Annotated in this window: 15 protein-coding genes; 1 reads left to right on the plus strand and 14 read right to left on the minus strand. The window is 45.9% G+C overall.

Annotated features, from left to right (window positions below; translation table 11 throughout):
- Nucleotides 1–153 precede the first annotated feature (153 nt).
- From N773_RS21345 to N773_RS0113665, 9 genes are all read right to left on the minus strand, one after another.
- Entirely contained in the window at nucleotides 154–1050 is an 897-nt protein-coding gene (locus N773_RS21345; RefSeq protein WP_024858301.1) for a CPBP family intramembrane glutamic endopeptidase, read from the minus strand.
- A complete protein-coding gene (locus N773_RS0113630; protein ID WP_024858302.1) occupies nucleotides 1040–1759 on the minus strand; it encodes an ABC-2 transporter permease in 720 nt (239 codons plus the stop codon). The genes N773_RS21345 and N773_RS0113630 overlap by 11 nt, the downstream gene beginning before the upstream one ends.
- Nucleotides 1759–2547 (minus strand): ABC-2 transporter permease, encoded by a 789-nt coding sequence (locus tag N773_RS0113635; RefSeq protein WP_024858303.1) that lies wholly within the window; start codon nucleotides 2545–2547, stop codon nucleotides 1759–1761. The genes N773_RS0113630 and N773_RS0113635 overlap by 1 nt, the downstream gene beginning before the upstream one ends.
- Complete coding sequence (locus tag N773_RS0113640; protein WP_024858304.1) at nucleotides 2547–3425, minus strand: ABC transporter ATP-binding protein; 879 nt, start codon at nucleotides 3423–3425, stop codon at nucleotides 2547–2549. The genes N773_RS0113635 and N773_RS0113640 overlap by 1 nt, the downstream gene beginning before the upstream one ends.
- Nucleotides 3418–3804: a GntR family transcriptional regulator gene (locus N773_RS0113645; RefSeq protein ID WP_024858305.1), complete on the minus strand. Its 387-nt coding sequence runs from the start codon at nucleotides 3802–3804 to the stop codon at nucleotides 3418–3420. The genes N773_RS0113640 and N773_RS0113645 overlap by 8 nt, the downstream gene beginning before the upstream one ends.
- 344 nt (nucleotides 3805–4148) lie before the next feature.
- Nucleotides 4149–4652, minus strand: a complete 504-nt coding sequence (locus N773_RS0113650; RefSeq protein WP_024858306.1) for a hypothetical protein — start codon at nucleotides 4650–4652, stop codon at nucleotides 4149–4151.
- Nucleotides 4653–4824: 172 nt separating this feature from the next.
- Entirely contained in the window at nucleotides 4825–6906 is a 2082-nt protein-coding gene (locus tag N773_RS0113655; RefSeq protein WP_024858307.1) for a glutamine synthetase III, read from the minus strand.
- 283 nt (nucleotides 6907–7189) lie between these two features.
- The gene (locus tag N773_RS0113660) at nucleotides 7190–8929 is read right to left on the minus strand and encodes a hypothetical protein (protein ID WP_024858308.1); all 1740 of its coding nucleotides are present in this window, start codon (nucleotides 8927–8929) and stop codon (nucleotides 7190–7192) included.
- Nucleotides 8930–9131: 202 nt separating this feature from the next.
- Nucleotides 9132–10487: an MATE family efflux transporter gene (locus N773_RS0113665; protein ID WP_024858309.1), complete on the minus strand. Its 1356-nt coding sequence runs from the start codon at nucleotides 10485–10487 to the stop codon at nucleotides 9132–9134.
- Nucleotides 10488–11053: 566 nt separating this feature from the next.
- Between N773_RS0113665 and N773_RS0113675 the strand changes: the two genes are divergently transcribed.
- Nucleotides 11054–12997 carry a leucine-rich repeat protein gene (locus tag N773_RS0113675; protein ID WP_024858311.1) on the plus strand — a complete coding sequence of 648 codons (1944 nt, stop codon included), beginning with the start codon at nucleotides 11054–11056 and terminating at the stop codon, nucleotides 12995–12997.
- Nucleotides 12998–13312: 315 nt separating this feature from the next.
- Here N773_RS0113675 and ptsP read toward each other — a convergent pair whose 3' ends face one another.
- Genes ptsP through N773_RS0113700 form a run of 5 tightly spaced genes read right to left on the minus strand, consistent with a single transcriptional unit; the run spans nucleotide 13313 to nucleotide 19425 of the window.
- Nucleotides 13313–14947, minus strand: a complete 1635-nt coding sequence (gene ptsP, locus N773_RS0113680; protein WP_024858312.1) for a phosphoenolpyruvate--protein phosphotransferase — start codon at nucleotides 14945–14947, stop codon at nucleotides 13313–13315.
- Nucleotides 14948–14971: 24 nt separating this feature from the next.
- On the minus strand, nucleotides 14972–15232 hold the full coding sequence (locus N773_RS0113685) for an HPr family phosphocarrier protein (RefSeq protein WP_024858313.1): 261 nt from the start codon (nucleotides 15230–15232) through the stop codon (nucleotides 14972–14974).
- Between the two features lie 28 nt (nucleotides 15233–15260).
- Entirely contained in the window at nucleotides 15261–16220 is a 960-nt protein-coding gene (locus N773_RS0113690) for a carbohydrate kinase family protein (RefSeq protein WP_024858314.1), read from the minus strand.
- Entirely contained in the window at nucleotides 16213–17553 is a 1341-nt protein-coding gene (locus N773_RS0113695) for a glycoside hydrolase family 32 protein (RefSeq protein WP_024858315.1), read from the minus strand. Before N773_RS0113695 ends, N773_RS0113690 begins: the two co-directional genes overlap by 8 nt.
- Before the next feature lie 27 nt (nucleotides 17554–17580).
- Nucleotides 17581–19425, minus strand: a complete 1845-nt coding sequence (locus tag N773_RS0113700; protein WP_024858316.1) for a PTS beta-glucoside transporter subunit IIBCA — start codon at nucleotides 19423–19425, stop codon at nucleotides 17581–17583.
- Nucleotides 19426–19581: the final 156 nt, after the last annotated feature.

Raw genomic sequence — 19581 nt, forward strand, 5'->3', positions numbered from 1 at the left:
CCCCCGAAGCGGCAATGAGATACGTCCGTACAGCCGTTCCGCGGGAGTTTGATCTTTGTTCTATTTTTAATTTTATCACGCCGCTTTTTTCTTGTCAATACCCTTTGTGTTAATTAATCTAACTTTAATTCTACACTTCTGTTAGTTCTTTTTTTATTCAGAACTCTCTTTCTCTTTTTTTATGAAGATTATAAAGCTTATGACCGCAGTTAAAGCCGAAATACCTGACAGAGCAAAGAAGAGTTCTATGCTGTTCAGCCCCTGTATCTTTTTGATTGCTGTCTCACTACCAAATAATGTCAGCAGGATAGCGGGTACCATGTTGTTATGTATCATATGGATAAAAGATGCGGGATATATCGACTTTGTCTTTTCGGTGACAAGGGTGAGGAAGCAGTTCATCATCACACAGAACAGGCACATAATCAGTATACCCACAAATGGGTAGCCTACATAGTCTGTGCCGAAATTGTGTCCCGCTATCGTGAGAGGTGCGTGCCAGAGACCCCAGATGATACCTCCCACAACTATTGCGGCGGGCTTAGGCATAAGTTCCAGAAGCTTCGGCATCATATAGCCGCGCCAGCCCCATTCCTCGCCAAAGGCAGGGAAGAAAATAATTACCGAGTACGCAAGCTGTAAAAGGTATGCGCCAATGTACTTCATGCTGAAATCCGGAAAGGCTTCACTGAATGATAATTCTTTCAGGAATAACACCCAAAGCAGGAAAAGTCCTGCCCATCCCTCTGCCAGTTTAACCAATATTGAAGCAATCCAATAGCCCTCTTTGCCCTTGAAATGAACACCGAGATAGGTGTTATCAAAACCCTCTTTTGTGACCAGCCTTGTGATGAGATGTGCGGCAGAGGGTATCATCATTCCGAAAACACCCAGTATATATGCGACAACTGCAACGTTTTCCTTTTTGCTTGTATATATGGGTTCGCCGAAGATGTTCCAGAGTATAGGTATAATTATGATAAAGGGAATGAATGATATCACAAGGAATATCACCAGCCTTTTGATAGTCAGCTTTTTATCATTGTTCATAATTCTCTGCCCCCCTCCTGAATACAATGACGGATATCTTACAGGAAAGCCAATATGCCGCTATGCTGAAAAACGGGAACAATGATATTGGAAATATGATATTTCCGCTTTTTACCAGGTTCATAAATGCTTTGATGGGGTCATCGCTGTTTATCAGCCATGAGATATCGCCGAACATAAGGTATATCAAAACAAGCATAACTATAAAGGCTATCACCAGCCCTTTTATAGCAATGCCTTTCTGTGAGCCGAAGCGTATCACAAAAGGTATTTCTATCGCTGAGATCAGGAGCCTGAAACAGAAGATCAGCACAAGCATCATAGCGGCGCTGAAAGTTCCGCCGAGAATACCGTAAATTACTGTGTCGGTCAGAAAAGTGATGAACAGCACCACAAGATACTGTATCAGGATATACCAGTATTTGGATTCGATATGTCCCTTACTGCACTGCGGGAGGGACATTGCAAAAGCGCTTGCCGTTCTGCTTTCGTCGGATTCAAACAGCAGATTAGAGGTCAGTGAGGGCATCATAAAGACGAAATAATACAAAACTGCAAACATCAGAGCACCGTCATTCTCGGCAATAAAATCAGCTCCGCTTACTATGGATACAGCGATGATGGAAGCACAGCATACAAATGCGGTTATCAATATCAGCAGGCAGGAAGAAAAGTTTATCCGAAAGTTCTTGTAAAGCAGACCCCTCATTATTTCTCCCTCCTTTTGTAAATCAGATACATAGACACGAACAGCACTGCAAAAATCACTGCTATCGCTATATAAATGAGTGGGCAATACTCCAGCGTTTTTTCTATAAAATCTTTTATAGTCTCTTGAAAACTCACTTCTTTGCCGCTTTCACGTTCATTCTTTGAGTTTATGAAACTGATTATAAAGATAGGTGCCATTACTATCGCCGTTGTACACAGCATACCCTTATCCCTGTCTTTAAGCAGCATGATAAATATCTGCGACAGTACACCTAATACAACCAGGAATAACAAAAAAATCGAAATTATCGAAATTTCCGCATAGGTGAAGCTTTCCCCAAGTCCGATATCAATAGTAAACATATAAAACACAGCAAGAATAAAGCTGATGGTTGTCGTGATAAGCATTGATATCGTTTTGACTGCCGCAAATCTTAACGGAGTGACGGGAGTTGAGTGCTCGAATCTGTTCCATTTGTTCATTACATCTTTGCACGCAACGTCCATAAACACTCCTGCGCCGATGGTGCAGGACATCAATGCGGGGATATACCGCATGAATAACAGGATCATAGCCCGAATTATTTCGGAAGCTTCTTTGTTTTTGATAACGCCGCCGCTGAGATCTTTACCGAACAGCGATCCGAAATTGCCGTATTTCAGGCTGAGAAGTGAAAGCCAGCCAAGAAGTGCGGATCCTGCAAATAATAATATCCCTGTTATATAGCTGCTTTTGCCCAGATAGAATTCACGGTAAAGAAGTCCAGTGAATGAACCTTTTTTCATCAAGACCACTCCTTTTTCTCGCGGTTCACGTAGAACAGCATTATTTCTTCAAGGGTCGGTTTTTCTATTATCGCACCTGAGTATTTCTTTGCAGCAACCCTGCGGTCGGGAGTCATGAGTTCCGCGCCGAAATCGCTGATCCTAGCACTGATATAATCTGTCGGGTCAATCTCCCTGAAGTCATCTTTGGTGCATTTGATGATGCCGTGAGAATCAAGGATATCGTCTTTAAATCCCGTTATCAGAATCTTTCCCTTATCGATGAAAGCCACGCTGTCGGCTATTTTTTCAAGGTCGCTGGTGATATGCGATGACATTAGTATCGACCTGTTGCCGTCCATCAGGTATTCGCGGAAGATATCAAGTATCTCATTCCTTACTATCGGGTCAAGACCTGTGGTAGCTTCGTCCATGATAAGCAGTTCGGCATTGTGTGAAAGTGCGGTGGCTATCTGCATTTTCATCTTCATGCCCTTTGAGAATTTAGAGAGCTTTTTCTTTACAGGCAGACCGAATCTTTCGCAAAGCCTGAAAAACTCGTCCTTGTCCCATGAACCGTAAAGCCCCGAGAACATCTTTGAAAGGGTTTCACCTGTAAATGAATCATGGAAAGGCAGTTCATCGAATACCACAGCGATACGCTCTTTTATGGCGTATTCGTCCTTTATATGGTCAAGCCCCAGCAGCTTTATCTCACCGCTGTTGATACCGATGATATTCAGAATGGAACGTATAGTAGTAGTCTTGCCTGCTCCGTTCTGCCCGATAAATCCCATGATAGAGCCCTTTGCAACAGTGAAGCTGACATTGTCCAGTGTAAAGCCGTCGTATTTTTTTGTTACGTTTTTAAGTTCAATAGCATTTTCATATTCAGTCATTGTCATCCTCCTCCGAATACATGATATCCAACATCTCTTTCAGGTCGTCTGCACTAAGGCCGCAAAGTTTTGCCTTTTTGCATACCTGCGCAAGCATCTCCTCGGTCTGCCTGATAGTTTCTTCGCGCAGAAAATCAGTATTCTGCTTTTTGACGAAACAGCCTTTTCCTGTATAATTCTCGATATAACCCGAGCGTTCAAGCTCCTCATAGGCGCGTTTTGTTGTGATAACGCTTATGCGAAGCTGTGCTGCGAGAGTTCGCATCGACGGCAGAGCGTCCCCTGCGGTGAGCGTACCATCCATTATCTGTGCCTTTATCTGCTCTGTTATCTGCTGATATATCGGCTCATCAGATTCGTTGCGTAAAATAATATCCATTTTATCCTCCAAGAAAATTGTATATATACACTATACACAGTTTAGCATACATATGCACAGTTGTCAAGTAGTTTTGGAAAAAATATTGGCGGCATAGTAAATTGTTGCAAATAAAAAATACCCGCCGAGGGATATCCCCCGACGGGTCTGCCGCTTATGACCGAGCTTCTGCGGCGGAAGCTTTTCTGACGTTCACCGGTTTTGTAAAAAAATCAGAGAAAACATTGTACCTTAAAAATAACGGATAACAAAATCAATAACCAATAACCTATACCATGTACCTGATCTATGTACTGTTAAAGAATAAATCTTTTTGGGAACGTCAGCGGAAGATCAAGCCCTTATCAGGGCTCGAATTCCATAGTTACTGTGCTGTTGACCAGGTCAAGAGCAGTCTGCAGTTTTGCCAGGGTGTTGCGTGCCTTTTCGTAATCAGCCTTTGCCTGAGCAGGGTCGTAGTTTGTGTAGGTGTAGTCTATGATGTTGTTGTAGTTGCTCGTAGTGCATCTGCGCTTCGGCAGTACGTTCATCATGCGGAACAGCCTGTTTATACGTGCTGTCAGCTGAGGTATATATACCAGCACCTGGTCGATTGTCATATCGAACCCCGGAACTTCGGTGGTGCTGTTGAATATGTTTATGGTGTGCTTCAGCTTTCTTATTTTTCTGTCCAGCTCTTCCAGCTGTGCCTGGGTAGACACATAGTCGTATTCGGGGCGCAGTTCATCCGGGTCTTCACCCACAGCGGCGTTGTATTCCTTGCCATTCTGCTCGGCAATGCAGAGATTGTTGTATTCATCTGTGTAGCCTCTCAGTATCTTAGCTGCTTCTGCTGATGTTATCTTCATTATTATCTCCTCCTCGGTGATGTTTATGTCTGAGGTCTCCCTCGTTGTTTTCTGTACTGATTATACCATACTCTGTTCAAAATATCAAATATTTTTTTCTGCAATGATCCATCGGTATAAAAAGAGTGCGTGAGAAACGCTGTCTCACACACTCTTTATTACAGTCTATCTATTACTTAACGTAGAACAGCAGCTGACCGTATGTGGGATAAGGCCAGTACTTCTCGCCTACCAGAGTTTCTATCTCGTCAGCGGAAGCTCTCAGCTCGCCCATGGCAACGAATACAGTATCGTGATAGTAGTTAGCCAGTGCTTCAACATCGTCGATATCCTTTGCTTTGATCTCTGCTTCTTCCAGTGCGGAAAGTCTGCGGTATGTCTGACCTGCCAGTGCGGAAAGTCTCTTGACCATATCGTCCTCGAAAGATGTATCTGCACCGCAGTCTTTAGCCAGTGAAGAAGTCTGTGCCAGCTCCTTGATATAGGTAGCAACAGCAGGGAGGATATCCTTCTTAGCCATATCTATCATAGTCAGAGCTTCGATGTTGATGGTCTTGCAGTATTCGTCCAGCAGTATATCAACTCTCGATCTCAGCTCGGTCTCGCTGTAAACATTGTACTTCGAGAACAGCTCAACATTCTTGGGTGCGAGGTATGTGGGTATAGCCTCGGGAGTGCTCTTCAGGTTCAGCAGACCTCTCTTCTCAGCTTCGGTGACCCAGTCCTCGGAATAGCCGTCGCCGTTGAAGATGATATTCTTGCTTTCTTTGATGGTGTTCTTGATGAGGTCGTCCAGTGCATCCTGGAAATTGTCAGCCTTTTCAAGCACATCTGCGAAATCGTCCAGTACCTTTGCAACGATGGTGTTGATAACGGTATTGGGACCTGCGCAGGAAAGTCTTGAACCTGGGCTTCTGAACTCGAACTTGTTGCCTGTGAAAGCAAAAGGAGAAGTTCTGTTTCTGTCGGTTGTATCCTTAGCGAAGTGGGGAAGTACGTCAACGCCTATCTCCATCTCAACGTGCTCACCCTCGTACTTGTAGCCGTTAACGATAGCGTCAAGTACACCTGTCAGTTCATCGCCGAGGAATATGGAGATGATAGCGGGAGGTGCTTCGTTAGCGCCCAGTCTGTGATCGTTGCCCGCAGTAGCTACGCAGGCTCTCAGAACGTCCTGATAATCATAAACAGCCTTGATGACTGCGGTGAGGAACAGCAGGAACTGAGCATTCTCCGCAGGGGTCTTGCCGGGTTCAAGCAGATTGATGCCTGTATTTGTAGAAAGCGACCAGTTGTTGTGCTTGCCGGAACCGTTGATGCCTGCAAAAGGCTTTTCGTGGAGCAGGCATTTGAAGCCGTGCTTTCTTGCAGTACGCTTCATGATCTCCATGGTCAGCTGGTTGTGGTCGGTAGCGATATTGGTAGTGCCGTAGATGGGAGCCAGCTCGTGCTGTGCGGGAGCGACTTCGTTGTGCTTGGTCTTGGCATGGATACCCAGTCTCCAGAGCTGTTCGTCCAGATCCTTCATATAAGCGGCAACTCTTGTCTTGATAGTACCGAAGTAGTGATCTTCAAGCTCCTGACCCTTGGGTGCGGGTGCGCCGAAGAGGGTCCTGCCTGTGAAGATCATGTCCTTTCTGTGAGAATACATCTCTCTGTCAACAAGGAAGTATTCCTGCTCGGGACCTACGTTTGAGATAACTCTTGTAGCATCGGAACCGAAGAGCTTCAGCACTCTCAGAGCAGACTTGTTGATAGCCTCCATCGATCTCAGCAGAGGAGTTTTCTTATCCAGTGCTTCACCGTTATAGGAACAGAAAGCTGTGGGTATGCAGAGGGTCTTTTCCTTTATGAAAGCGTAGGAAGTAGGATCCCATGCGGTATAGCCTCTTGCTTCAAAAGTAGCTCTCAGTCCGCCCGATGGGAATGAGGAAGCATCAGGCTCGCCCTTGACCAGCTCTTTGCCCGAGAATTCCATAATAACATGGCCGCCCTCGGCAGGTGTGATGAAACTGTCCAGCTTTTCGGCAGTAAGTCCTGTCATAGGCTGGAACCAGTGAGTGTAATGTGTGCAGCCTTTTTCAACTGCCCAATCCTTCATGGCATTAGCAACGATGTTGGCAACATCAGGTGCCAGCGGATCGCCGTAGTCCATAGTCTTTTTCAGTGCTTTGTAAGTTGCCTTGGGCAGCTTTTCTCTCATTACAGACTCATTGAATACATCTGAGCCGAATATCTCGGGTACGCTTATCATAACTATCCCTCCAAAAAAATCAAAGCGCTGCGGACTAAACGTCCACAGCGCCATTGCTGTTAACAAATATGAGTATACACCGATATCCGCCATTTGTCAAGAGTTTTTTGCATTTTCAGCCAAAAGGACAAAAGGTCGGATTTTTATGGTATTTATTTGGTGCAATCGGCTCAAATCATATTGGGACAGAGGCGGCGAATGAGTAAGCTGCAGAAAAATGCCCCGAAGCACGTTTAATATGCTTCGGGGCAAAACTTATGTTTGGATAATTAATGTCAGGAGATCACTCTTCTTCGCCGTCGGTATCAGCCTCAGCTGTTTCCTTTTCGTTGGCAGCTTCTGTCGATCCGTCCTTTGTCTCAGCAGGCTTTGGAGCATCCTCAGCCTTGGAAGCTTCGGACTTGTCATTGACAAGATCTCCTATCGCACTTGAAATATCGTTCTCAGCCTTGCGCATCATCTCGCCGAAAGTATTGAAGCTTTCAGTCGCATTCTCAAAGGTGCTTTTCAGCATATCCTTGAAGAAATATCCGCCGCGGGGCTCTTCCTTTTCGGGCTGTGCGGTTTTCTCGGCCTTTTCTGTCTTCTCAGATCTTTCAGCCTTTTCAGCCGCAGGAGCTGTAAATGTAGCTGAAATGTCGTTAGCTGTGATGGTGCTGCCTGTCTTTATCTTAGAATAGATAAGGTCAAGCGCCTGCTTTGGCAGAGTAACATCGTTCAGCACGAACTTTATCCCGCTTGCATCGTTATCGGCATCTATCATGGAATCCACGCCGTCTGCGGTAATGGTAACATCGGTAAATGTAACTACGCATCCGCCGCCGACCTTTGCCATTATCATCGAAAGTGCATATGAGGTCATGGTAACATCCTCAAAGCATAAAGTGCTGCCAGAGGTCGGGCTGCCTATCATCATGCAGCTTCTGTCGCCGCAGGGACCGATATTCACATCTGTCATCCTGAAAGTGCAGCCGCTGCCTATCTGCAAAAGCTTTTCTGCAAACTCGCTCTCGTTGATATTAAGGTCAGTGCAGGTGACGTTCATGCCGTTTGAACCTGTAGTGAAACCGCCGGCATTATCGCTGCCGTTATCCACATAATCGGGAGCGCTCTTATCTCCGCCGAACAGTTCGCCGTCGGGGTCGATGCCTTGCTTGACCTGGTCTATCAGGTTTTCAATATCAAAGCCTTTTCTCGCCTTTTCGATGATGCTGTCAACATCAGCGCCCTGCTTTGCCATATCTATCAGCTTTCTGAAAGGACTGCCGCCTGCAAAGGGGTCGCGGAAGATAAATCCGCTGTCCTTGCTTGAAGTATCGCGGCTGAAGAACCCGCGCTTTTTGCCGTTCTCGTTCAGCCACTGCTGATATGTCATATTTTCAAGCCCTGCATAGGCTTCGATCGGCAGTGGTGCTGTAAATTTGGCAGGTGCTTTCTCCTGAGTTATCACGATGCACCAGTCTTCTGTACTGCCTGAATTGAAAGGCAGCTCGAAAACTCTTAGCAGACCAGTCTTGTCCCGTTTGCTGATAACAGGTTCGTAACGGTTCTTGTCGAGGGCAAAAGTAAGCCTGTCGTCCCATCTGTTTTCAGGGAAGATATTTACAAGTGATACTTCGTCGCCGTTCTCGTTATGTCCGCCAACCATAGCAAAGCGGAAGGTATAATCCGTAAACTTTTGCAGCTTCATCCTGCTTATTATCTGCGACCTGTGTCTGTCGTGGTCGCCTATCTCCCAAACCTCAGCAGTACCGAGTGAAAGGGTCATAAATGTGCGCAGCCCCGAATTGGAGCGGCAGCTTTTGTCAAACGCGAATTTTCTCGCATCAAATTCTATTATCTTGCTCATCTGTTGTTCCTCCGTTTTTATCTCTGCGGTCGGAGCGTGAGCAGATATCAGTCTTATCTCACAGTCGCTGACATACTCTGCCCGACCGTTCTTTACAAGCCCCGCCGCCCTTTTGGGGTAGGTGGTGCCTATCACTTTGCCGTTTTCGTCCGTTACAATAATGTTTTTTGTCATGGGTGTCCTCCCCTTTGTAACTCAAACCTTTTTCTGTTGTACGATGTCCGTTTTTTATTATGGGTGCCATCCCCTCATCGTTATCTGTAATGATACCACATTTTGTTCCCGGTGTCAATGTAAAATAGGTGAAATTCGCAGAAATAGGTGGAAGGTTCGCTTGTGCGGCAGTTTTATGTGTATGCGCTTAGATCCTTCGGTATCATATTTTTTTCTTTGGGAATACGCTAGTCCTGTTCTTCGTGAAGATTATATACGCTATAAAGCACATGATGATCTGCAAAACAGTCGAGCACGGAGTCGCGAGGCCTATCTTGAACAGTGAGCCGCCGCCCGTCTTCTGCATGAAGAATGCAACGGGTATCCTCACAAGGAAAGCTCCGCATATGCCCTGTGCCATAACGAATTTAGTTTTTTCAATGCCGTTGTAAAATCCCACAAAGCAGAACAGGAAACAGGTGAACAGGCAGTCGATGGCGTAGGCTTTAAGATAATCCCATGCGGCAGCGACGGTATCGGGTTTGTTTGAGAATATACCCGAAAGTAGATCGCCGTGGAAGAAAGCCACGAAGAACATCACTATGCCGAATATCAGCGATACTGCTATGCCGCTTTTGAGGGCTTTGACAGCACGGTCGGTATGACCTGCTCCATAGTTCTGGGCTACGAATGCAGCCATGGACTGCATGAACGCCAGCGGTACCAGCATGATGAAAGCGCAGACTTTCTGTGCAACACCTACGCCCGCCGACGCAGTAACGCCCAGCTTATTGACTATAGCCATCAATACCAGGAAAGATACGCTGACAAGGAAATCCTGCAATGCTATAGGTGAACCGATACGTATGATATTTCTTGCGTAGTTGCCTTCAAGCTTCAGGTTTGACTTATGGAATTCAAAAGGAAGCTTCGTTCTCCTTATTATAAAGAAGGATATTGTAACGCTGACAAGCTGTGCAAGTACGGTCGCAAGGGCTGCACCTGTCGCGCCCATGTGGAACTTTGAAACAAAGACCAGATCTCCGACGATATTGAACGCACAAGCTATACCTACGGCTATGAGGGGCGTTTTAGCATCGCCGAGACCTCTGAAAATACTGCCCAGCAGATTATATGCGGTTATGACGATAAATCCTCCGCCGCATAAGCGGATATAGCTTTTGGTGAGATTGTAGGCTTCTTCGGGAGCTTGCATGATCTTAGCAAGTCCGCCTGCGCCAAGAACACTTATAACGGTGAAGATCACTCCCGTTATGGCAAATATCACAAGACCTGTGCCTACCGTCCGTGCGGCTTCCTCGGGGCGGTTCTGCCCGATGCGCTGTGCGACCGCAACCGTGATGCCCATAGAGAAGCTGACGATAAGGTTAGTCAGTGTCTGAAGTATCTGCGAGCCTGTGGAAACTGCCGAAACATCGTTATCGGTGCCGAACCGTCCCACTACCAGCAGATCCACGGCACCGTACATAGCCTGTAAAAACATGGCAAACAGCACAGGCAGCATGAACTTCAGGAGCTTTGGCAGTATAGCTCCTTCGGTAAAATCATTGTTTTTCATTCAAATACCTCCATAAAAAAAGCCGGACAAAACAGCAGGCGTTTCAACCTGCGGTCTTATCCGGCATTACATTTCTATCGAATGTTTTGCCCTCCGAACCAGCATTTGTAATTATAGCACAAGGCGGAATTGGTGTCAATCGTCAAAATGTTGAATCATGGTGTAAGACAAAGGTGGCTTTTTATTAAATATCTTACAGTTAGATACAAAAAAACACTATTTATTTACAAAATGTTTCAAACTCTTCGAAACTTACGAAAAGCAATTGTTAACTTTTCGGGGCTCATCTTACTACATATAGAAATTAAAAAACATAAAAACACTATATATGGAAACGAAAATGTTTTCTGGAAATAATTAATTAAAAGACTTCGCCTATTAAATAAAAGTATACCCAGAGTTCCTTGAAAATTGTTACGCAATAATGTATAATTTAATCAGGATAAATGATATAGGTAATTTCAATATAAATTATCAAATTTAACTAGACGGTTAGTTTGAATGTGTACTTTATATTTCGTGGTATAAACAAATAACAAATGGTAATTTGGATGGAGGTATTTATTATGACTAAGAGATTTATTGCAGGACTTATGACTTTAGTATTAGTATTCGGCGGCGCAGCTCTTCCTCAGAACGTGAATGTTATAGATACCTCTATAACTGCCAGCGCAGCTAACCGAGTAGAAGGTTATTTCGAGTACGCTTTCATAGATGATGTAAGAAGCGGTGTTAATATCTTAGGTTACAGCGGCAACGAATCCAACGTTGTTATACCTTCTTATATCAATGGTGCTCCCGTGGTCGGCATAGGCGATTATGCGATCTGCCATAACGGCATGACAAGCGTTACTATCCCCGAAACTGTAAAGTCGATCGGAGCATACGCTTTTTACCACTGTTCAAACCTTTCAGCAATAAACAACGGCAGCGGTATCAGCAATATCGGAATGAATGCTTTCGGCTGTTGTACTTCCCTTAAAAAGATAACCATACCCGACAGCGTTACTGAGATAGGCTGTGACGCATTTGATTCTTGTTCAAATCTTGAAAATATCAAGTTCCCCAAGAACCTGACCAACTTCCGTTCCAATGCTTTCGCAGGCACAAAGTGGCTCGCAAACAAGCAGAGACAGAGCGATATGGTCATCGTAAACGGAATAATCATCAACGGTGCAAACTGCAGCGGTAATGTAAACATACCCAGCGGCGTTACAGGCATAGGCGACCACGCTTTTGCAGAAAACAGAAACATCACCGCCATAAATATGCCCAACACTGTTAAGACAATAGGCGCTTTCGCATTCGGATGCTGCGACAGATTAAGAAGCATCATTATACCCAACAGCGTTACAAAAATAGACTATGACGCATTCAAGGGCAGCTCCAATCTTGAAAACATTTTCATACCAAGCAGCGTTTCATACATCGGTTCTGATGCTTTCACAGATACCAGATGGCTGGCAGCTCAGAAGTCCAGAAATCCTCTGGTAGTCGTAAACAACATCGTTATAGACGGCAGAAACTGCTCCGGTAACGTAGTTATACCCAATGGCGTCAAGGTTATCTGCGACAACGCATTCGCGCTTAACAACATGATGACAAACGTTTCGATGCCTAACAGCTTAACTGAGATCGGCGATTATGCATTCGTATCCTGCACAGCTCTCCAGAACGTAGTTATACCTGATGGCGTTACTTCCATAGGTTCAAATGCATTCCTCGAAGCAAGAAGCATAAAGAACGTTGATATAGCTGACAGCGTTACCTACATGGGTCAGGAAGCTTTCAAAGAGTGTTCCGCACTTGCAGAAGTTACCGTTCCAGGCAGCATCGATAAATTAGAGCTCGCAACATTCCAGGAATGTAAAAGCCTTAAATCCGTTACCATCGAAGACGGCGTCAAGAATCTGGGCGAATACGTATTCTCAAACTGCAGCGCTCTTACCGATATAAATGTTGCAGGCAGCGTGGAGAACGTAAGCTGGCGTACATTCTATGGCTGCTCCAGCCTTACCGAAGTTACTTTCTATGAAGGTCTTACCAATATCGCAGCTGATGCATTCCAGAAGTGTGATTCGATAATGACGATCACTTTGCCCAAGAGCTTAACAGGCATCACAGCTACATCTTTCAATTACAGCATACCCGGCTTCAAGATCAGAGGCTGTGCAGGCACTACCGCACAGAGACTGGCAGCTTACGCTAACGTAGGTTTTGAAGTTCTTGAAGGACCCGTTGTCGCAACCGAGACCAAGCTGCAGAACAGTGAGCCTAAGGTTCGCTATGACAACAACAGTGAGAAAGCTGCTTCCACACATTCCGGAAAAGCCGATATTAACGGCGACGGTATTGTGAATATATCCGATTTTTCCAAGGTAGCAGCTCACATAAAGGGCAGAAAGATGCTTAAAAACACAATCATAGCAGACATAAACAACGATAACATTATCAACATTACCGATCTTTCCAGGATCGCAGCTTTCATCAAAGGCAAGAAGATGCTGTGATAAAAGAACCGGATAAATTATATAAAAATGCTATAGATCCTATTATAAATGACCTCCCCCCAAAAAAAGTCCCCCGCAGATGTGCGGGGTTCTTTTTTTGTGGAGCATGATAAGACAGCCTTTGTTCCGGATGCTGTTTAAGCTGTATAAACTTCATCAACACAGTGAATTTCCGCTGATCAATAGCGATTATAGCACAATAACTATACTTTGTCAAATTCAACGCAAGTTGCTTTCTTTATTGCATCCTCTGCATTGCGAACAGCTTTTCACCACAAAAAGACCGTGCAGAGGTCATCTGCACGGTCGGTAATATCATCGGCTGAGATCAAGGCTCCTCACCTTTTCACGGAGAGGAAGCACGTAGGGTGGTGAAACTGAAAGTTCATCTATGCCCATGCGCATGAAAGTTTCGGTAAGGGTCAGGTCAGCCGCAAGCTCGCCGCATATGCCTATCCATGTACCGTTCTTGTGGGCGTTATTTGCCGCCATCTCGATGAGACGAAGCACAGCTTCGTGATGGGTATCAACAAAAGGTTCGAGTTTGGCGTTCTGACGGTCACAGGCGAGGGTATACTGTGTAAGATCATTGGTTCCTACGCTGAAAAAGTCCACAAGAGGGGCGAGAAGATCGCTTATCACTGCGGCGGCGGGAGTTTCTATCATTATACCTATCTCGGTATTTTCGTTGAACCTTATGCCGTCGCTTTTCAGTTCAGCCTTGACTTCTTCGCAGACAGCCAGACACTTTTCGACTTCCGCGACACTGGTTATCATCGGGAACATTATTCCAAGATCACCAAAGGCAGAAGCACGGTACAGCGCTCTCAGCTGGGTCTTGAATATCTCGGGGCGGGTGAGACATATTCGCACAGCCCTGAGACCTAGTGCAGGGTTATCTTCCTTTTCTAGGCCGAAATAATCTATCTGCTTATCAGCACCTATATCAAGGGTACGTATAATGACTTTTTTGCCTGCCATGCTTTCCAGAACTTTTCTGTAAGCACTGAACTGCTGTTCCTCGGTGGGATAGTCTTCACTTTCCAGATAAAGGAACTCGCTCCTGAACAGACCTATGCCTCCTGCATCATTTGCAAGCACAGCACCGATACTGCCCACTCCGCCGATATTGGCAAAAATATTTATCTTCCTACCGTCAAGGGTGATGTTTTCCTTGCCTTTGAGTTCCTGCAGAAGCTGTTTCTTTCTTGCGTCTTCAGCCTGTTTGGCGGTATATTTTGCGATAGTCGCATCATCGGGAGATACGATAAGCTGACCTGTATGACCGTCAACTATCAGCATATCACCGTCGTGGATATTTTTTAGGAAGTCCTCACCGGCACTTATTACCGCGGGTATATTCATGTTGCGTGCGAGTATGGCGGTGTGAGAATTGGACGAACCAAAAGCCGTAACAAACGCAAGCACCTTGTCCTTGTCGAGAGAAACGGTCTCACTTGGGGCAAGGTCATCGGCACAGATAATCATTTTTTCATCTGAACTGTTTTCTGTCTTACTGCCGCCTGTCAGGCATGAGATAAGACGGTCGGAGATATCCTTTACATCAGCGGCACGCGCCTGCATATAGGCATCGTCCATGCTTGAGAACATCTCTGCAAAATTATCAGCTGTGACAGCGACCGCATATTCGGCGTTGACTTTCTGGGTCTCGATGATGCTTTTTATGGAATCGTTATAATCCTCATCGTCAAGCATCATGAGGTGTACCTCAAATATCTCGGCATTGGCTTCGCCTACCTCTTTGAGGGCTTTGCTGTGTATCGCCTCAAGCTGCTGAGCCGCCATTTCTTTGGCAGCTTCGACACGCGAGAGTTCTTTTTCTGTGTCATTGACATTCACGCGGCGGACATCGGCTGAACTTCGGCTGAATACAGACACTTTGCCGACTGCGACCGCACCGTAGACTCCTTTGCCCTGATAAACGACCATAACCGTCACCGCCCTTTCATTTGTTTAAAGATTAGCGTCCATGAATTCTGCCAGCTGCTGTAATGCTGCTTCTTCGTCTTCGCCCTCGATGGTGAACTTGACAGTATCTCCACATTTTACACCCAGTCCCATTATCTTCATAAGGGCTGTACCGCTGACAGGAGGTTTACCCTCTTTCTCGATAGTAACGTTGCTGGAAAAAGTTTTTATGAGCTTTACAAGATTGCCTGCGGGTCTTGCGTGGATACCTATCTCGTCTTCGATAATGTATGTGAATTCTTTCATAGCAGTTATTCCTTTCGTGTCGTAAATTTTATATCTGCATCTCGTCCCGAGTGGGATAAGATGCTATCGCACCTTTTCGCTGAACGCTCAGCGCACAGAAACTGTTGGCAAATGTGAGACATTCCAGAAGTTTTTCTTCGGTGATGCCCTTAATGATATCATCACCTTCTGTGATATCTCTCAGTTTCCACAGGAACGCTCCTGTGAAACCGTCCCCTGCGCCTGTCGTATCCACCGCATTGACCTTGATAGACGGTGCATAGACCTTAACATTTTCCGTAAACGCATAAGCGCCGTCAGCACCGCAGGTATACAATACAAGCTTTACACCCTGACTAAACAGCGTCTGCACGCCTTTTTCGATATCATCTGTACCTGTTACATAGCTAAGTTCTTCATCGGATATCTTTACAATATCACTTAGGGGAATGAACTCGCGTACTGCACTTACCAGTGCCTCGATACTGTCCCATAAATTAAAGCGGAGATTGGGGTCAAAGCTTATTATGCCGCCTTTTTCTCGCATTATCCCGATGGCTTTCTTGTGCGCCTGCTTCATAGGGAAATCTCCGATATCCACGCTGCAGAAATGCAGGGCAAAAACATCATCGAAGTATTCTTCCTTTACGCTTTCCTCGCCGTACAGCATATCAGCCGAGGGCTTGCGGTAAAACGAGAATGTCCTGCCGCCGTCTTTTTCAAGGGATACGAATGCCAGTGCTGTATTTGCCTTGTCCGTAAGGGAGATGCAGCTCGTATCGACATTGACAGCTTTCAGTTCACCGATTATCTTGTGCCCGAAAGGGTCATCGCCCAGCTGTGTTATCATTTTTGATCTTCCGCCCAGCTTTGAGAACGCCGCGCACACATTTGCGGGAGCTCCGCCGACCTTAGGGGAAAATGCACCTACTTCATCGAAGGAGCAGCCGCTCCTGTCGGGGATAAAATCGATAAGCGCTTCACCTATCGCTGCAAGCACGTTATTCATCGGATATCACCTCGATCCCGTCAAGTTCATATAAGGTTCCGTTTATGCCTTCAGCCGACAGAGTTATTTCGGTATCCTCAGGGTACATTCTGGCTGACATGACTGTTTCGCCGCCGTTGATGTACACTTCTACCGAAGCTTTATCGGCTATGATACGTATATCCCTCAATTCGGGGATATCTGCGTATCTTACATCTCTGCCGCCTGATGCACTGTCTGACAGGAATTCCAGACGGAACTCGCCATTTTGGTGTAAAAGCTGCAGGATGTTATCAAATCTCACCTTTATATCCCCTGCCACTTTTGCAGCAAGGTCAAACGGGAGATCGATCTTTACAGTATCGCCGCTGTTTATCGGTGCGGCGTTTTTGCGGAGAGAATCAAGTTCTCTCACGGGGTTTTGCTGTATTTTTCCGTGATCGGTGACTGTCAGTTCTCGGGGGAGAGTCAGACAGTGCTGCCAGCCGAGTTCGGTGGTGGGGTTGGTATAAGGTATATCACCTATGCCCTCCCAGCCAAACAGGATACGTCTGCCATCAGGTGCTTCAAAACTCTGGGGCGCATAGAAATCGAAGCCTTTGTCACATTCTGTAAAATCGGTGAGCACACCGTTTTCCATGCGGTAATATCCCGAGCTGTAAACATTCTGATTATCGTACTTACTGTGAACAAGCCCCTGTGGAGATATGCTCAGAAATCTGTGTCCGTCTATCACGAATTCATCGGGGCACTCCCACATATAACCCATATCATCGGCTGTATACTTTTCCAGGAATGACCAGTTTTCCAGGTCATCAGACACGTAGTGGAGCACACAGCCTTTGTCCTGCAAAGTCCTTGCACCAAGAACCATATGGTACCTGCCATTTTCTTCCCAGACCTTGGGGTCGCGAACATGGCAGGAACATTCTTCGGGATAATCGGAGTTTCGCAGAAGAACTTTCTTGTCGCTCATATCGTGTCCGTTTTGGGTGGTTACAAGTATGACATTCGCACCGCGTCCCGATGTTACGTAATCGTGATCGCCATCTTCTTTGACGTTGCCCGTGTAGAACAGATACAGTGTATCGTCCTTGACAAATCCGCAGCCTGAATATACACCGTCCTTATCATCAGGTGTATCGGGAAAAAGTACTATACCCATTGAACGCCAGTTTATTAGGTCGGGGCTTTTCAGGTGTCCCCAGCATTTTCTTCCGCTGCCCGTAGGACTATCGGGCGAATACTGATAGTATACATGGTATTCGCCCTTGAAATAACAAAGACCGTTGGGATCGTTTATCCAGCCGCTTTTGGGTTCAAGATGAAGCTTTTGTCTGAGATCATTTTTCATATACCGATTCACCGTCCGTGTGGATCATCACTTTTTGGTTTCGAGAAGTTCTTCATAGTAGTTGATTCCGCCATCAGCAGTTCTGCGTATTTCCTTGAAATCCTCGGTATTTGTAATGATAACGGGGCTGATGACGCTGTATCCCTTGTTCTTCAGGGTCTGGATATCAAAGGTTATGAGGGTATCTCCGCGGGAAACTCTGTCACCCTCCTTGACATAAGCGTCAAAGCCTTCGCCTTCGAGTTCAACTGTGTTCATACCGATATGAATGAACAGCTCCATGCCGTTATCAAGGGTCAGGCCAACAGCGTGATGAGAATCAAAGAGTGTAGTTACTTTGCCGTCTGCGGGTGCTACTACCTTGCCGTCCATAGGATCGATAGCTGCGCCCTGTCCCAGTGTGCCTGATGCAAAGGTCTTGTCGGGAACTTCTTCCAGAGCGATAGCTCTGCCGTTCATAGGAGAGTATACACAGTTATCTTTGTACTCCTTATCAGGAACTTTTTCCTTTGTGGGAGCATAGAGTATCCATGAAAGAACAAATGCTACAACTGCTGCTACTGCAAATGTGAGCAGATAGCCGAGGAAGCTGTCTGTAGTGATAAGGAAGCCGAATATACCTGTAACGCCGTTTGCAGTTGCGTAAACGTTCATGATAGAAGCTACTGCTGCGCCGCAGGCACCGCCTGCCATACCTGCAACCAGAGGCTTGCCGAAACGTACGTTGACACCGAAGATAGCAGGTTCGGTAATACCCATAAATGCGGAAAGAGATGCAGGAAGAGCCATAGACTTGAGTTTCTTGTTCTGAGTCTTGACTGCTACTGCAAGTGCAGCAGCACCCTGTGCTACGTTAGCTGCTGTTGCGATAGGCATCCAGATATTTTTGCCGCTGTCAGCCAGCATCGAAAGCTCGATAGCGTTGTACATATGGTGAACGCCTGCAACAACTGTAGGAGCATATACAGCACCCATAACGAATGAACCGATACCGAAAGGCAGAGCGATGAGCCACTGTGCACCGGTAAGTACCCAAGATTCGACCTGAGCGAATACAGGGCCTATAACTGTCATTGTAAAGAATCCTGTTACAAGAACGGATACCAGAGGTGTAACGAAGAGATCGAACATCTCGGGAACGTGCTTGTGCAGCCATTTTTCAATGACCGACAGAAGGAGTATCGCGATGACTACGGGTATAACGTGACCCTGATAGCCTGTTGCGTTGATGTTCCACAGACCGAACCATGACCAGAGTGTGGGAAGACCGCTGCCGTCGCCGACAGACCATGCATTCACAAGATTCGGGTGTATCATTATCATGCCGATAACTGCACCCAGATAGATGTTTGCGCCGAATATCTTAGCGGCACTTACAGCTATGAGTATCGGCAGGAACGTCAGCGCTGCATTGGAGAACATATCCAGCAGTGTATACAGATGGCTGTCTGCCAGGCTTGGGAATGCTCTTGAAAGACCGCCAAGCAGTCCGCACAGCAGACCTGTTGCAACTATTGCAGGTATGATAGGTACGAATACGTCACCAAGCGTCTTGATAGCTCTCTTATACCATGGAGACTTTGCCGCTGCCGCTTTCTTCACATCTTCCTTTGAAGCAGCCTCTATCCCTGCAAGCTGTATGAATTCGGCATACACCTTATTGACAACACCTGTGCCCAGGATTATCTGAAGCTGTCCCGATGCCTCGAACACGCCCTTGACTCCGTCAAAGTTTTCAAGATCAGACTTTTTCACCTTGCTGTTATCGGCAATGACAAGCCTTAACCTTGTTGCGCAGTGTGCTGCACTTGCGAGGTTCTCTTTTCCGCCGATCGCTTCAAGTATTTCAGATGCTAAAATTTTGTGATCCATAGAACCCACCCTTTCTAAAATAATTTCCATATTTTTACTGAAAGAATATCACGTGTATTTGTGATACCGTTTTCATATCGTAGTATCATTATAGCATAGTTTCTTGTACTTGTCTATTGGCATATATTAAGAATTGGGGACATCTTTTCGGTAAGT

Origin of the sequence: Ruminococcus albus AD2013 (genome assembly GCF_000526775.1) — a bacterium.
In the GTDB taxonomy this organism is placed as follows: domain Bacteria; phylum Bacillota; class Clostridia; order Oscillospirales; family Ruminococcaceae; genus Hominimerdicola; species Hominimerdicola alba_A.